The organism is Dyadobacter sp. (assembly GCF_039919315.1).
In the GTDB taxonomy this organism is placed as follows: domain Bacteria; phylum Bacteroidota; class Bacteroidia; order Cytophagales; family Spirosomataceae; genus Dyadobacter.
In genome coordinates this window covers 126,794-142,527 of record NZ_JBDSFX010000018.1, presented here as the reverse complement: position 1 = coordinate 142,527, position 15,734 = coordinate 126,794, and the positions used below count along the sequence as shown (strand labels likewise).

Annotated in this window: 14 protein-coding genes and 1 tRNA gene; 8 read left to right on the top strand and 7 right to left on the bottom strand. The window is 43.0% G+C overall.

What is annotated here, in order from left to right; genetic code table 11:
• Positions 1–55 precede the first annotated feature (55 nt).
• Positions 56–895, bottom strand: coding sequence for a hypothetical protein (locus ABIO93_RS05200; RefSeq protein WP_348065147.1), 840 nt, complete (start codon positions 893–895; stop codon positions 56–58).
• Between ABIO93_RS05200 and ABIO93_RS05195 the strand changes: the two genes are divergently transcribed.
• A complete protein-coding gene (locus ABIO93_RS05195; RefSeq protein ID WP_348065145.1) occupies positions 894–2,111 on the top strand; it encodes an AI-2E family transporter in 1,218 nt (405 codons plus the stop codon). The two genes, ABIO93_RS05200 and ABIO93_RS05195, sit on opposite strands and share 2 nt — an antisense overlap.
• Here the strand turns inward: ABIO93_RS05195 and ABIO93_RS05190 are convergent, their stop codons facing one another.
• From ABIO93_RS05190 to ABIO93_RS05175, 4 genes are all read right to left on the bottom strand, one after another.
• Positions 2,112–2,591: a gliding motility lipoprotein GldH gene (locus ABIO93_RS05190; protein ID WP_348065143.1), complete on the bottom strand. Its 480-nt coding sequence runs from the start codon at positions 2,589–2,591 to the stop codon at positions 2,112–2,114.
• A gap of 43 nt (positions 2,592–2,634) precedes the next feature.
• Positions 2,635–3,135, bottom strand: coding sequence for a hypothetical protein (locus ABIO93_RS05185; RefSeq protein WP_348065141.1), 501 nt, complete (start codon positions 3,133–3,135; stop codon positions 2,635–2,637).
• 108 nt (positions 3,136–3,243) lie between these two features.
• Positions 3,244–4,041, bottom strand: coding sequence for a (Fe-S)-binding protein (locus ABIO93_RS05180; protein WP_348065139.1), 798 nt, complete (start codon positions 4,039–4,041; stop codon positions 3,244–3,246).
• Between the two features lie 31 nt (positions 4,042–4,072).
• Entirely contained in the window at positions 4,073–5,416 is a 1,344-nt protein-coding gene (locus ABIO93_RS05175) for a (Fe-S)-binding protein (RefSeq protein WP_348065170.1), read from the bottom strand.
• A gap of 246 nt (positions 5,417–5,662) precedes the next feature.
• On the opposite strand from ABIO93_RS05175, the gene ABIO93_RS05170 reads away from it, so the two are divergent.
• The 6 genes from ABIO93_RS05170 (at position 5,663) to ABIO93_RS05145 (ending at position 13,158) form a co-directional block, all read left to right on the top strand.
• A tRNA-Phe gene (locus ABIO93_RS05170) sits at positions 5,663–5,735 on the top strand.
• A gap of 890 nt (positions 5,736–6,625) precedes the next feature.
• A complete protein-coding gene (locus ABIO93_RS05165) occupies positions 6,626–7,729 on the top strand; it encodes a Fic family protein (RefSeq protein ID WP_348065137.1) in 1,104 nt (367 codons plus the stop codon).
• Between the two features lie 694 nt (positions 7,730–8,423).
• Entirely contained in the window at positions 8,424–8,609 is a 186-nt protein-coding gene (locus tag ABIO93_RS05160) for a hypothetical protein (RefSeq protein WP_348065135.1), read from the top strand.
• Positions 8,610–8,657: 48 nt separating this feature from the next.
• Positions 8,658–9,863: a PQQ-dependent sugar dehydrogenase gene (locus tag ABIO93_RS05155; protein WP_348065133.1), complete on the top strand. Its 1,206-nt coding sequence runs from the start codon at positions 8,658–8,660 to the stop codon at positions 9,861–9,863.
• A gap of 27 nt (positions 9,864–9,890) precedes the next feature.
• Complete coding sequence (locus ABIO93_RS05150) at positions 9,891–11,597, top strand: hypothetical protein (protein ID WP_348065131.1); 1,707 nt, start codon at positions 9,891–9,893, stop codon at positions 11,595–11,597.
• Positions 11,598–11,757: 160 nt separating this feature from the next.
• Positions 11,758–13,158: a S8 family peptidase gene (locus ABIO93_RS05145; protein ID WP_348065129.1), complete on the top strand. Its 1,401-nt coding sequence runs from the start codon at positions 11,758–11,760 to the stop codon at positions 13,156–13,158.
• A gap of 79 nt (positions 13,159–13,237) precedes the next feature.
• Here the strand turns inward: ABIO93_RS05145 and ABIO93_RS05140 are convergent, their stop codons facing one another.
• Both ABIO93_RS05140 and ABIO93_RS05135 read right to left on the bottom strand, forming a co-directional pair.
• Positions 13,238–14,359, bottom strand: coding sequence for a Fic family protein (locus ABIO93_RS05140; protein ID WP_348065127.1), 1,122 nt, complete (start codon positions 14,357–14,359; stop codon positions 13,238–13,240).
• Between the two features lie 312 nt (positions 14,360–14,671).
• A complete protein-coding gene (locus ABIO93_RS05135; RefSeq protein WP_348065125.1) occupies positions 14,672–14,890 on the bottom strand; it encodes a helix-turn-helix transcriptional regulator in 219 nt (72 codons plus the stop codon).
• 520 nt (positions 14,891–15,410) lie between these two features.
• Between ABIO93_RS05135 and ABIO93_RS05130 the strand changes: the two genes are divergently transcribed.
• A complete protein-coding gene (locus tag ABIO93_RS05130; RefSeq protein ID WP_348065123.1) occupies positions 15,411–15,680 on the top strand; it encodes a hypothetical protein in 270 nt (89 codons plus the stop codon).
• Positions 15,681–15,734: the final 54 nt, after the last annotated feature.

Sequence of the window (15,734 nt, the reverse complement as noted above, 5' to 3'; positions counted from 1 at the left end):
GTAGATGTGACGTTCACATTATATGAATTCGGATATTGTTAACACAAACATAATATCAATGATAAGTAATCCGGTACACTGCTCCCTGCTCATTGGTAACCAGCATATCGGTATTGTTCAAAAAAATAAGTGCCTCATTTTGCTTCTTCACCAGACGGAAACAGCCCAATGGTTTTTTGAAATTGATTACATTGTTTTCAATACCAAATAATAGGATTTTACCATAAGTAAGTAATGCGAAAGTTTTACCGTCCGGGCTGATATCGGCAGAAGTAACCTGTGAATTAATCTGGATACTGTCTATCGGAGCGAGTATATGAGTGCCGTTCCCTGCCGGTAGCTGGTACAATTTAACAGATTTCTCCTTTCCCCAGTTTTTTGAAAAAAGGTAAAGGTTATTGTGATTGTAAAAAAATGATTCACAATCGAAAACCGGCGTTGTAGATTTGGAAGCAGTATTTTTTTGTTGTAAGTAACTAAATGTAATTTTCTCTGCATTCGGCTGATCAATGCCCCATTTGTAAATATCAAAACTGGTTCGCGGCGCAGCATTGTTACCAAAGTCGCCTATGTACACGTTACCAGCCTGATCCTGGGCGAGATCTTCCCAGTCGGTATTGTTGGCTCCCGGTATTTTTTTTGTTGAAATGAGCTTGCCGGTCAGATCAAATTCATATAATTCAGGTTTTCCCCCGCTATCATTGTGAGTCCAGAAAGAATCGTTGTTACTGCCTTTGGCGAGGCCTGAACTTTCATTCACGACAGTTGGAAGCTTGCCTATTTTCTTAATTTTGTAGTGAGATCGCACTTTCTTGAAATCGTTGATGCGATGATCAGGCTGGCAGGTGCAGAAAACGGTTTTGACAGCAAACCACAGATATATCAACTTATTCATGAATTCAACGTTACGACCTCTTCCAAACAAAGATAAAGAAACACCCATTTACATCAAGCTTGCGAGTACGCTCGTCGCATTGATTTCGACGGTCTATATTTTATATGTGCTCCGCGAGACCATTATCCCGCTTGCGTTTTCGATTTTGCTTGCCATTCTTTTGCACCCGGTCTGCGCCTGGCTGGAAAGGCACAGGGTTCCACGTATCGGTTCGATTTTGTTGAGCATACTTACTTTGTTCATCGTCATTGTCGTACTGGTCTACGTCGTGTCTTTGCAAATTGGCAGTTTTGCAGAGGAGCTTCCCCGGATCACCGAGAAGGCTGAAACGATTTTGGATCAAACATTGACCATGGGGGAGAAGTACCTGAATGTGAGCCGTACACGGCAGGTAAGTGAAGGGAAAAAGTACCTGATCAATGCATTGAGCGAGGGTAGGGCGATTTTGCTGAACACATTGGTGACTACTACTGGCGCGATTTCAACATTCATTCTGATCCCGTTGTACATTTTCTTCTTCCTGCTCTACCGCGATTTTTTCAGAAGATTTGTTCACAAAGCAGTCGGAAGCGTTCCTAATGAAGATTTGAACCTGCTTTTGAAAAAAATATACGAAGTGATCCGGAGCTATTTGTCAGGATTATTTCTGGTTATTTTGATAGTAGGCGTGCTGAATAGCATTGGGTTGCTGATTTTGGGCGTTCCCCACGCGATATTTTTTGGGTTTCTCGCCGGGTTTTTAATCCTCATTCCTTATATAGGTATACTCATCGGCTCTATTCTTCCTGCATTGCTTAGCATTGTGACCATGGATTCGTCCTGGTATGCGGTGGGAGTAATTGGTATTATGAGTTTTGTTCAGTTTTTGGAAGGCAATTTTATTACGCCAAACATTGTCGGTTCCAAAGTGAGTGTCAACCCGCTTGCTGCCATTGTAGCCTTGTTTTTGGGAGGACAATTGTGGGGACTGTCCGGATTAATTCTCGCATTGCCGGTGACAGCGATCCTGAAAGTAATTCTGGACACGATACCTAGCCTGGAACCTTACGGATTTCTATTGGGAGAGCCTGTTCATGAGGTGGCAGAAGAGAATGCCGAAATATTCAGGGAGCGGGTAGTGGAAAAGGAATTCAAGAAAAAACCTTATCGCCGGTACCGCAACAAGCCGCGTAAGAAACCGGACGGAAGTACTCCCGGACCGGCCGCTGAGGCTTAGTTACTTGGCCACCACTTTTTCCACGCTGACTCCCACGCTCATCACGAAAGGAAGCGGATTCTGCCGCATGGACTGGGAAAGCGTAAAAGTGTAGGTACCGGATCTTGGGAAACGATAACCTTTCAGAAAAGGAATTTTGTGATCAAAAAGGTCCCCCAGACCGTGGCCATAGGGTTTTCCGGTGGTTTCATTGGATAGGTACACTTCTTCGAGCGTATTAGAAATCACTTTTTGATCAGGTCCGGTAAAGTTTCTGGTCAGGTATAAGTTGTAGTAAGGATACTGTAATGTGTTCCGCAGCAAATAGTAAATGTTGTAAACCTGCGTCGTATCTGTAATTTCTACCTTGAATGTTGGTTTATTTTTAATGTACCAGAGGCCGTCATCAATGTCTTCATGCGCTTTGTAAACCACATTTTGATCGCAGCCTGATAAGAACAGACAAAATAGAGAAACAACGGCCAGCCGGGTAAACTTCATGAAAGGTTCGGATATATGGATCGCAAAGCTAATTTTTTATGCATTATAAGCTTGTCTGTTCGGAGAAATAACGGCTCAGCCAGGAATTAGAAGCTGGAATTTTCCATCTTTTCATCCATTGCGCCTTGGTACTAACCTGATTGTCAAAAATGGTGGTGTAGGGCAAAATTATTTCATCTGTCACAGCCTGTTTGATCTTAGGAACCGGAATGGTCTGGACTTCATCCTGATCATCGACGTAGGCAAGTGAACGGTCAAAGAAATCAATGCTCATTCTCTGGCCGATTTCCTGCAACCAATGAACCGATTTGTCAATGGAGCATCCGCTTGGTAATTCATCCCGCTCATCCACGGCAATGACTACAAAACGATTTTCAAAAACCTTCCCCGACGCAGTTAGTGACTTCCCGTGGGCTTCCCAAGTATCCAGCGAAGCTTTGAGGGTCTCTGTGATAATCCCGGTTTCTTCGTTGGTTAGTGGCCTGTTGGCCTGGTACACCCAAACACGGGACTGAAGATCGATATTACTAAATGGTATATACATGATTGAAATGAGCTTCTTAAAGGATTGTCATACCAGAATATGACGTCACAAATGGTAAAACGGAAACAACTATGCTCGGGACTAAGTTCTTAGAATAAAGCTGTAGGACTACAATCCCTGAGCCTGTGCTACAAGTTCCGCGAGGTCATAAATTTTTACAGAATCCTCCTTTTCTTTGTTTTTGATGCCGTCAGTCATCATTACCATACAAAACGGGCAGGCCACGGCAATAGTATTTGCACCGGTATCCAAAGCCTCCTCAATGCGTTCCACATTGATGTCCTTTTTGCCCGGCTCCGGTTCTTTGAACATTTGCCCACCACCTGCGCCGCAGCAAAGCCCTTTCGTCCGACAGCGTTTCATCTCTACTAAATCAGCATCCAGTGCTTCCAATACACTCCTTGGAGCTTCGTAAACATCATTGGCGCGACCCAGATAGCAAGAATCGTGGAATGTTATTTTTTTTCCTTTAAAAATCTCACCGCCTTCCAGACGTACCCGGCCTTCGTTGATAAGTTGCTGTAGATACTCGGAATGATGCATGACATCATAATTCCCACCCAGTTCGGGATACTCATTTTTAAGCGTATTGAAGCAATGCGGACAGGCCGTAACGATTTTTTTGATGCCGTACATGTCTAGTACCTGGATATTTGACATTGCCAGCATTTGAAATGTGAATTCATTCCCAGCGCGCCTGGCCGGGTCGCCAGTACAACTCTCTTCGGTTCCCAGCACTGCAAATTTGATCCCTGCCTTGTTTAATATTTTGACAAAAGCGACGGTGACTTTTTTGTACCGGTCATCAAAAGACCCCGCGCAACCTACCCAGAACAATACTTCCGGAGACTCATTGCTGGCGGCCATTTCAGCCATGGTAGGGACCGTATATGTGGTTTCTTTCATAAAATCAAACATTTGAATGTTTAAAGGCAGCCTATTCAGCGGCTTTGGAATTTAAGCCGTCAACCCAGTTGAAACGGTCACCAGGAGAAAATTTCCAAGGGGCCTGATTCGTATCCAGATTCTGGAACATCGCATTCCAGGAAGCAGGGGCGTGGGCCTCGTCCATAATTTTATATCTGCGCAGCTGTAAAATAATGTCAAGTGGGTTAATCAGCACCGGACATTCCTGTACGCAGGCATTGCAGCTCGTACACGCGAGAATTTCCTCTTCCAGAATGTAATCGCCCATCAGGCTTTTACCGTCATCTTTAAACTCACCCTGATTAGCTTGCATATTTCTGCCAATGTCTTCCAGGCGGTCGCGGGTATCCATCATGATTTTACGTGGCGATAGCTTTTTCCCCGTCAGGTTAGCGGGGCAAGCTGACGTACAGCGCCCACATTCCGTGCAGGAGTAGGCATCCATTAAATTCTTCCAACTCAGATCCTGAACATCCTTCGCTCCAAAACGTTCGGGAACAGCCTGCGCATCTCCGGCCTGAGTTTCAAGACCAAGCATGATTTTCACTTCGCTGGTGATTTCAGGCATGTTATTCATTTTTCCTTTTGGTGTGAGGCGGGAAAAATAGGTGTTAGGGAAGGCCAGAACAATGTGCAAGTGCTTCGAATAAGTCATGTAGACAGCAAATACGAATATGCCGACAATATGCAACCACCAGGCCACACGCTCATAAATGATTAACGTACTTTCATTCCAACCAGAAAAAATAGGGTTCAATGCATGACTGATAAAGAATGGTCCGGAGCTCGTATAATGCACGCTCCCAAGATCCTGCAAGACGCTATCTGCGGCATTCATGGTCAGGATCGCAAACATCAGTACAATTTCGAAAATGAGGATCAGTTTACCGTCAAGCTGCGGCCAGCCATTCATTTCGCGATGCCGGGAAGGTTGTAGTCTTTCCACTTTCGTGACAGTCCGCCTCAATAAGAAGATACCGCAAGCCAGCATCACACCGAGGGCCAGCAGCTCAAAAAAGCCAATTAGAAATGGATAAAAAGAACCCAGCAGTGGCGCAAACAGTCTATGAGTTCCTAAAACACCGTCCAGCACAATTTCCAGTACCTCGATATTGATCAGTATAAAACCCGCGTAGACAGCAAAGTGAAGGATTCCGATAATTGGCCGGTCGAACATTTTTTTCTGACCAAAAGCAACGCGCAGCATAGTAGCAAAGCGTTTTCCGGGTTGATCTTTCCGGTCCTCATCTTTTCCCAGCAGGATGGTCCTTTTAATAATGCCAACCCTTTGAAAGACTAACCATGCGGTTACTCCGAGGACTGCTATGAAAATGATTTGCTGGGTTATGGCCATGGTAGTGTACATCAATTGAAACGGGCAACCATATTGGTATGCAAGCATACTACAAACAAATATGGGAAAAATGTACCGTGGTACAAATGGTTTTGAAATTTAATTAAGGAAGACCATTTGTTAAGACAAAGGTTATCAGCGAAATAGCATCGGACATTAAACAAATTGAGAAATATTTTTATAAAAAATTTGTAAAGCCAAAACAGGTTTCTATTTTTGCACTCCCGAAAGGAACCAATTGAGCCTGGTGATGTAGCTCAGTCGGTAGAGCAAAGGACTGAAAATCCTTGTGTCGGCGGTTCGATTCCGTCCATCACCACAGAATACAAAGCTAGCCGCTTGATAATCAATAGATTGTCGAGCGGTTTTTTGTTTGGTTTATATTCTGGTTGTCCCACATTTTTCGCTCAAAAATTTGACTAAAATGGAACTTGATAATAATCAATTCAAATAACAGATTCTTTTAGGCAAAATGGAACGGAACGGAACAACTGCGGGTGAAAAAAGAAAAAGCTATGAATGCAAAACAGATCAATTAATCGTGTGAAATCGTAGTCTTTTTGACTCAGCATGGCTTTCGGGCAACGTCTGTAAAAGGCGATAACTATTCATATATCAGCATGATACGAAATCCAGAGAAGCGCGTCATTCAAGGTATACATCACTAAAAATCTATGGTACGACCATGCAATTGGAGTAGGACGCAATTTGATTGACTTAGCCTGCCTGATTCTTAAAACCGACAATGTTAAAGCGGTGATTAGGTTATAACTGGTAATTTTTCTTCTTTTCACCCGCAACAAACAGCGCAAGTTCCAAAGCTGCCAAGTAGCAGTAAGCTACTTATAGTGAAGAAAGGAGAGCTCCTTTGTACAGAATCAAAGGCAACCCGTAACGTGTGGATATCTATTTATGTGCTTTTTGTCTAAGAATAATTATTTGATATTCAGGTCATTAAATTTATCTATGGTGTTAAAATCGGTTCATCACGTACAATCAGCTACAGTTGTCGCAAAATCTGCGATAACTGACCCTTTCCCTCTTTTTTGGTACCCGTAGGTCACTTTAATTTGAGCTTCCTGATTTGTTTAAAGAGTCAGTTGAGAAGATGCGGTAAATATCACCGTTATTCGCCGCATGCAATGCTACAAATATTTTGACAATGCGGCGAATAATTAATACATTTAACGCATAATATGCGGTGAAAATATGTATATCCATCAAAGAAGACAATGGCCTCATTTTACCTGGAACGCAACGGTCATTTCAGATTTGCTGGGGACTGTTCGGCACAAACAAGGACGAATAGTAGGCCGTATGGAAGGTCTTGGTTTTTCACTCAGAGAGGAAGCCGTATTGCAGACATTAACGCTGGATGTGCTCAAAACAAGTGAAATAGAAGGTGAAGTTTTAAATGTTGATCAGGTAAGATCTTCCCTGGCGCGAAGGCTTGGAATGGATATCGGAGCACTGACACCCGCTGACCGACATGTGGATGGTGTTGTGGAGATGCTTTTGGATGCTACACAGCATTACACACAGCCTCTTTCCGAAGTGCGGTTATTTGGATGGCACGCCGCACTGTTCCCAACAAGTCGTAGCGGCATGTATAAAATAACAGTAGGGCAATGGCGTGATGATTCCACCGGGCCTATGCAAGTAGTCTCAGGTGCCATGGGTCGCGAGAGGGTTCATTTTGAAGCTCCTGTTTCCGAAAAAGTACCTGCCGAAATGGACACTTTTATCAGTTGGTCCAATACTGATCAAAACCAGGATCCTGTATTGAAAGCAGCGATCGCACATTTATGGTTTGTGACCATACACCCCTTCGACGACGGTAACGGCCGAATAGCCCGTTCCATTGCAGATTTGCAGCTGGCAAGATCTGACAATAGCGCTCAGCGCTTTTACAGTATGTCTGCACAAATCCAGTTGGAACGAAAATACTATTACGAAATTCTGGAAAAGACACAGAAGGGGAATCTGGATATCACAGAATGGTTGGTTTGGTTTCTTTCTTGCCTGGATAGAGCTTTAAGCGCAACTGACACGATTTTGAATGTCGTATTGACAAAAGCTCGCTCTTGGGAATTCTTTGCTTCCAAAGTTATCAATGAGCGTCAGAAACTAATGCTAAACAAACTTCTGGATGGCTTTGAAGGAAAGCTTAATACATCTAAATGGGCTAAAATTGCGAAGGTCTCCAATGACACCGCTCTGAGAGATATTCTCGATCTTGTCAACCAGGGTGTGCTGGAAAAGGAGGACGCCGGAGGAAGAAGTACGAATTACCGATTACATGAAATTCGTTAGGATACCGGATCAAGCATGGTTACCGTTTACTGTTAGTCTGGTGCTATTTTTCCAAAACGCTCTACCTGAGTGCTTTGTTTCTATGCTTGCTTATGGCACCCTTTCCCGGATGATTAGGATTTATTTGAAAGAAATTTCCTTAGCTCAAGAATCAGCGATTCAGGCATGTAATCCTCCGGAACATTCTCTGTTACCTTTCTCGCTAGCGTACTTCGTTTCCCTTTCTTAAATGGCGTGAAGTTGCGCAAAAGAGCTACAATGTCCTCTTGATTGGCATCAAACGGGCTATCCTCCTTAGTACCTTAAAATATGGTCTCATCAAAGCGATGAGCTTCGGCTTTGGGATAAGTGTATAAATGTCGGCATCTTCTCTTATAAGAGTCAGTGATGCGGTTTTAAAACAATTTGGCCGAATGGGGTTATTTAATTAATAATCAATAGGTTACAAATGTTTTTTTTGCTATTTTCTTGCTTGTATAAATCTATTTTGCTAAGCTTGTATCGATGATCGCCTCTCAGACCAAGGATTAATTGCAGTTGATTCAACGCTTTCTCTTTCAGTATACTCAACGAAATTTTTGGATCTCACCTTAGCGCCAAACTGGCGCTTGAACAAGGCTTTTATTGTGAGTATTTGCTTCTGACTGTTACACATGTGGGTAGATTTAGTTAAACTCTTCAACCGGCATTTTACATGGCATTTCTCGAATCAGCTGCCCTCACCCGATTTCTTATTAATGAAAATTTTCAGGCCATCGTGCGAAAAGGGCCTCTGACAGGGAATGGTATGTCCAATTTTGGAGGTTATTTGGGTGAACGAGATGTGGCTGATTTACAGAATTTTATCTTTTCTCGAGCAGAAATAGTCCGCAAAAAATAGTCTTTATTTCAAGTCGGTTCATTAGCAATGCACTTAATAAAATTCAAAATGAAGAACTCAATCAAGATTTCTTTTGCCGCATCCATTTTGATCGCATTATTTTTTGAACTGGCGGCATTTTGTCAAATTATTAAAGAAGAAATCGTTATTCCGCCGTCGCCTTATCCGATAAGCAATGACGCTTTTTCCGTGTCAACCATAGCAGAAGGATTCTCAATCCCATATGGAATAGCCATAGTCAATGAGAATGAATATTTTATCACAGACAGGATTGGTAAATTATTCCATTTTCAAGATAGTAAATTAACTGAGGTAAGTGGAGTGCCGATGGTTGCCATTTTGGTGCATACAGGAAAAGCAGAATTAGTCCACGGGGGATTAATGGACATTACTCTTCATCCCAATTACACAACCAATTCCTGGGTCTATTTTTCTTACGTATCCGTTGATTGTTTTGCAAATGTTGCCAGATGTAAAATACAGAACAATGCGATCAATGGATTTGAGATCATATTTGCGACCAAAAATCAAAATGTTTTTGGAAATGGAATGCGGATTGTTTGGGAAGATGACACACATTTTTTTCTGAATGTCGGCGGTTCCGCTTTTTCTACAAAAGACCATCCCATATTAGTTTCCCAGGACCTGAATTCCGAAGGCGGAAAAATCCACCGGTTAATGGACGATGGAAGAATTCCCTCCGATAACCCGATTTTGAATGGCTTCAAATCTCCCACCTCCATATGGACTTATGGCCATAGAGACGTGCAGGGTCTATATTATGATAAAGGGGCAAAAACATTGTTCGGCGCGGAGCATGGTCCAAAGGGAGGTGATGAGTTTAATATCATTGAAAAAGGGAAGAACTACGGCTGGCCGCTTTTCTCGTATGGCATTCATTATGATGGAGTGGGCGTTTCAATCATTTCAAAAGACTCCGCCGCTAAGTTTACGACATTGCCGGAACATTACTGGACAGTTCCTTCCAGCGATGGAGGACAATCAATTGGGCCGGCTTGCATGCTAAAAGTCGATGGTGGAAATATCCCGGAGTGGAATGATCATTTTTTGATTGGCTCCCTGTCATTCAGGAGATTAATGAAATACAATCGCGCTACGGATAAGACCTTTGGTTTAAAAATAGAAGGCCGGATCAGAACAATAAAGCAATTACCAAGCGGGGATTTCATCGCTTTAATTGAGCGGAGCAATCTTACGGATTCAAATGGGAAAATCATAAGAATTAAGAAATAGAAAGTAAATCATTCAAATCTTTTGGATATGAGAACATACTTTTTTTTGATGCTCTGCGGGAGCATTCTTTTTGCATCTTGTGATCGTAATTCTAAAAATAAAAAAGTTGAAGCAGGACAACTCTCGAAGAGTTTTCCGGTCTGTGGCATTCCTGATCTGACCGATCAAGAATGGTATGCTTCGGGTAAAAAAGCGCCCCTCCTAAAAGGAATAGAAGGCGTGAATTATCCGATCACTACAAAAAGCATGGAAGCGCAAAAATATTTTAACCAGGGCTTAACGCTGGCCTATGGATTCAATCATGCCGAAGCGGCCCGCTCCTTTTTTGAAGCCACCAGGCAGGATTCAACCTCGGCCATGTGCTGGTGGGGTTTTGCCTATGTATTAGGACCCAATTACAATGCCGGGATGGTAAGCGGCAATTTTCAACGCGCATATGCTGCGGTAAAAAAGGCAAAAAATTATTCAAATGCTTGTACGCAGAAAGAAAAGGATCTGATTGAAGCGCTAAGTCGTCGATATGATAGCGATACAACAATTGCCCGGCCTGTTCTTGACTCATCTTATGCCGTTGCGATGCGAAACGTTTATTCGAAATATGAAAACGATGCTAATGTGGGCGCGCTATTTGCCGAGGCGCTGATGGATTTGCACCCGTGGGACCTTTGGAAAAAAGATGGCAATGCGCAGCCCTGGACTACTGAAATCATCGCGGTACTTGGAAAAAGTTTACAAAAAGATCCCAGGCACGTTGGGGCCAATCACTTTTACATTCACGCCATCGAGGCCTCTCAGCATCCGGAAAATTCGCTTGCAAGTGCCGATTTGCTTCGTGACCTGGTGCCTGGTTCGGGGCATCTTGTGCACATGCCCGCCCATACTTACATACGTACTGGCCGCTATCACGATGGCGTGGTCACCAACTTAAAAGCAATCCGTGCAGATAGTTTGTACACCGAAGCCTGCTACGCGCAGGGCATGTATCCCTCCGCCTATTATCCACACAATTATCATTTTGTTGCTGCCTGCGCTACACTCGGTGGCGAGAGTAAAACCGCATTGAGGGCTGCACAGGAAATTGTATCGCATACCAATAAAAAGCTGCTGATGGACAAGGCATGGGTACCGTTCCAGAACTTTTATTCCATCAAATGGTATGTGGCCGTGAAATTGGGCTTGTGGAAACAAATTTTGAACACTAAAACGGATAAAGACTTAAAATACCCAACCACTATCTGGCATTACGCACAGGGAATGGCCAACCTATCCCAAAATAAACTGGACATTGCAAAAATGAATTTGGACGAAATGAAAACGTTATTGGCCGATTCTGCATTAAAAGCAACGCCCACTTGGAGAGAATGTCTGATCGCCGGAAAAACACTTGAAGGAGAAATAAATGCAAGAGAGAAAAATTACGCAAAAGCAATTTCGCTATTAAAAGAGGCAGTCAACCATGAAGATTCATTGAAATACGCCGAACCACCGGAATGGCCCTTTTCTGTACGTCAAAACTTAGGCGCAGTGCTTCTGGAGGCTCAAAAATATCAGGAAGCGGCGCGCATTTATGACGAAGATTTAAAAGTTTACCCCGAAAACGGCTGGTCATTGCGGGGATTGATGAGTGCCTATGAAAAGCTCGGTCAAAAAAACAAATACAAACAAACCAAGCAACGCTTTGAAAAAGCATGGAAGCATGCCGATTTAGCAATTTCTTCCTCACGGATATTGTAGCGATGCATTCAACTTACGTCATGAGCGATAGTGCAGGGCAAGCTTTAACGAGTTGAATAAATTCGAAATTTTATAGAATTTGTGCGACAGGCTTAGCAATAAGAGGTCGATTATTTAATATATTCATTCCCAATAATCGCACCCCAAATTTCAAATCACTATGAACAAAATGTATGTTTCTTTTGCTTCCCGTACAATGGCAGCCGCCATTGCAATGTCGCTAATCGTGGTTGGCTGTAAAGACACCGGAATTGATTCCAATCCGTCTTCTTCACCTGTCGGTTCTGACAACAATGCGCGTGTTGGCGCTGAAAGTGAGTATGTAGAGGGCGAGCTGCTTGTTCAGTTTTCCGAAAGCGCAACGGAGGCAGTCAAATTGAAAGCGCTGGACAAGGTAAAAGGTCAGCCTATTGAGAAAATCCTTACCAAAGCGATGGAACGCGCTGGCAAAAAGCAGGGCGTGCAATTGATCAAGGTTGGCAAAAAAGTGGCGGAGGCTATTGCAGACCTCAAAGCATCCGAAGGTGTCGATTTTGCTGAGCCAAATTTTGTTTATTACCACACGGCTACTCCCGTGGACCCGTATTATACAAACGGGTCGTTGTGGGGAATGTATGGTGCTGGCACGTCACCTTCAAATCAGTATGGCAGCAATGCCGCCGCCGCATGGGCCGCTGGCAAAACCGGTTCGGCATCTGTTTATATCGGTATTATCGATGAAGGAATTCAGCTTACACATCCCGACCTGGCAGGACAGATCTGGGTGAATCCCGCAGATCCGGCGGATGGGGTTGATAATGATGGTAACGGGTTAAAGGATGATACAAACGGCTGGGATTTCGCTAACAATGATGCTTCCATTTATGATGGCGGAAACAAAGGAACGCTGGACGACCACGGCACGCACGTGTCGGGTACCATCGGTGGTAAATCGAATACGCAGGGCGTCGTGGGGGTTAACTGGAATGTAACGCTTATTTCGGCCAAATTCCTGGGCAGAAGGGGCGGTACCACGGCAAATGCGATTAAGGCAGTCGACTACCTGACAAATCTGAAAAACCGTGGCCTCAACGTTGTTGCCAGTAATAATTCGTGGGGCGGCGGAGGTTATTCGCAAGCACTTTATGATGCCATTAGTCGTGCCAACAATGCTGGTATTATGTTTATTGCGGCGGCGGGAAATGCTGGAACCAATAATGACGTGACTGCCAGCTATCCTGCAAATTACAATTTGCCGAATGTAATATCCGTTGCGGCGATTGACAAAAACGGGGCCCTTGCAAGCTTCTCTCAATATGGTGCGACCACTGTTGATATCGGTGCGCCGGGTGTTGCGATTAATTCTACTACTGCATTCAACACCTACTCATCTTACAACGGAACTTCCATGGCCACTCCTCATGTGAGCGGCGCTGTTGCGCTGTATGCATCCACGCATCCGGGGGCTTCTGTGGCGCAGATCAGGAATGCCATTTTATCAAGCGCAGTCCCAACGGCTTCTCTCGCTGGAAAAACGGTAACAGGCGGAAGACTTGATGTAAATGCGGCTTTGTCGAGGTAGAAGTTTGAAAGTCCTGGATACTTTACGTCATCTCAATTATAAAAGTCAGTCAGCCGGAAAGCTGACTGACTTTTTAGGTTTACCGAAACAAGTCCAGATAGTCCTTAAAAATATAAAGCTTATTACGTTGCCCACCCGAAATCTCTTGTAGTATCTCCAACTTCTCGAAATCCGAAAGCAATTTATAATTGGTAACCTTCGATTTCCCGGTAATGCTTTCAATCCTGGACACGTCTATTACAGGCTGACCATAAAGATATTCGACAATTTTCTTGGCATCACTTGCGCGATTTCCGAAGGATTGGATTTTTATGTCCAGACTTCGTTTCAATTGCAAAATTCCGTCGAAAGTACTGACCCCGGTTTTTGAAATTTCAATGATCCCAACCAGAAAAAATTTTAGCCACTGATTGATATCATTGTGTGTCCGGGCTCGCATTAGATTGTCGTAATACAAAGTTCTGTTTCTCTCAAAATAGTCCGATAGGTAAAGTATCGGCTGCTTCAATATTCCTTTGTTTACAAGGTAAAGCGTTATAAGCAGTCTCCCAACTCTGCCATTTCCATCCAGAAACGGGTGAATGGTTTCAAATTGATAATGGATCAGCCCAATTTTGAGCAGGTCGGGTAAAGGATTGATCTCATCGTTTGCGAATTTTTCAATGTCAGACATCAGGTCAGCAATGGAAGTATGCACCGGCGGCACAAATACGGCATCGTTGATAGTAACACCGCCGATCCAGTTTTGACTGATGCGATATTCGCCGGGCTGCTTATGCCTGCCTCGTACGCCCTGAAGCAAAGTTTTATGCGTTTGTCGTATCAGCCGCGACGAAAATGGAAGCGTATGCAGTTGTTTGACAGCCTCATTCATGGCGCTGATATAGTTTTGTACTTCTTCCCAATCATCACGCTTTTCCATTGAAATTTCGTCCTTTTCGAGGAAAGCCTCTTCCAGATTGGTTCGTGTACCTTCGATCTTGGACGATTGAGTGGCTTCCTTCGCGATGTGCATTCGAATGTATAGGTCGATGTGGACATATTCGGAATACATATCCAGCCGTCCAAGAGATCTGTCAGCCTTGCTCAGGAGGCTAAGTAGCTGCATATCATCTACTAACCAGTCGCGGTTTATGTTTTCGGGTTGAAAACTTTTGTAATAACTTTGGCTTACATATCCGCCAGCCTTGAAATCCTTCATCGGATTAAAAGTTAACTAACAAGTCACTTAGTTCAGAAAATGTATCCAAAACTAAACTAAAAAATCAATTAGTTTAGTTCTATGGCTAAAAACTGAACTAACGGTTTTTTTAATTCGGATTTTTGGCTAAAAGCTGTACTAAAATATTTGTAAATTAAGTATGGTCGAATATGACAGGTGCTATTACGAGCTCCATCCCAGCTCCCAATTAACGTGGGTCATTTTTTCGATTTTTGACTCATGTGTTGATAAACGTTTACCCGTTTTTTTGATTTTAGTAGCAGGCAGAAAATTATTGAAGTCTCGATTCTGTCAGAAATTTTCCAGTATTTGATGTATTGATACACCTAAGCCTTTGGCGATTTCTTGCAGATAAAAGAAGGATGGATTGATTTTGCCCGCTTCCAGTCTTTGAATCGATTGCTGGTTCTTACCGATCGCATGCGCAAGTTGCTCTTGCGTGATATTTTTCATTTTCCGCAATTCTCGTATTCTAAGACCAAGCTGTATTAGTAGAACATCCTTTTCCATGTCGGCAATAAAATACAACGAATCAGTTGTGTGCTATTCTGTTATTCCAATTTACTTTTGTGCAGTAAACGACGACATCGGTTCCAATAGATCTATTACATCAATATTCAAGAAGAAAGCAATCTCATACAATTCTGGAATGGAGGGTTGACTGTAATTAGTACACCACTTGGATACGGTCTGCGGGCTAACGTCCAGATGCTCCGCAAGAACCTTATTCTTGATCTGTTTTAGGGCAAGATATGCTTTGACGCGATTATATACACGCTTATCTGTTTTCATACAGACAAGTTATAAAAAGCGTTTTAAATGATTTTTCGGTATTTATGTGATTTTTAGGTTTTTAATTAATCTAAAAAGTTAAAAATATCTTTAAAGGATAATTTTAGATAAATTGAGTTAATCATATATTTGCTAGATAATATCTTTTAGTTTGAATGAATGTCTTTGAGGTGTATTTATTTCCTTTATCTGGATACATTTTATCGCCTAAATTCTTTAACATCAAAATACACACACTATGAATTTTAAAATCATCACCGTCCCCGAAACACAAACCGAAGTATGTCTTCACCGCGATCGCAATGAAGGGGGAGAAGAAATCGTACGCATTACAGCACTTGTGATCAGTTTGACTGGTACAGAGCCCATGCTGGAAACAGTGGTAAGGTTCGCGGATGCCTGGTCGGCGCAGTTTTTTGTGGAAGATTATTCGGAGACTTCGGCGAAGGGTTTTTTGAGGCAGTGTTTGGAAGAGGAAGGGATTAGGACTGGACGGGATTGCGTTTGAATGTAGCTGCATTTAATCTACCAATTCAGTTGTTAATCCATTAAACAATGCCAG